The organism is Flavobacterium cheongpyeongense, assembly GCF_003202435.1.
Lineage (GTDB): Bacteria > Bacteroidota > Bacteroidia > Flavobacteriales > Flavobacteriaceae > Flavobacterium > Flavobacterium cheongpyeongense.
Window position 1 is genome coordinate 1 of sequence record NZ_QJHK01000087.1, and the last position, 202, is coordinate 202.

1 protein-coding gene is annotated in these 202 nt (G+C 51.0%); it reads right to left on the reverse strand.

Features of this window, described 5'->3' with window-relative positions; translation table 11 throughout:
- A partial coding sequence (locus DMB65_RS22740; protein ID WP_394336129.1) for an Ig-like domain-containing protein occupies nucleotides 1-191 on the reverse strand: 191 nt, incomplete at its 3' end.
- Nucleotides 192-202 lie beyond the last annotated feature (11 nt).

Sequence of the window (202 nt, forward strand, 5' to 3'; positions counted from 1 at the left end):
GGTTTGCCGTTGATGCTGGTGATGCTTAATGTATCCCCATCTGTATCGGTATCTAAGCTTAACGGGGTCAGGGTTACGGTGCCTTCTTCGGCTACGGTATAGTTGTCGTTTACGGCTACCGGTGCATCGTTGGCAGGACTTACGCTAATCAATTCATTGGCGGTAGCGGTGGCTGTACCGTCGGTTATCACATAAGGGATGC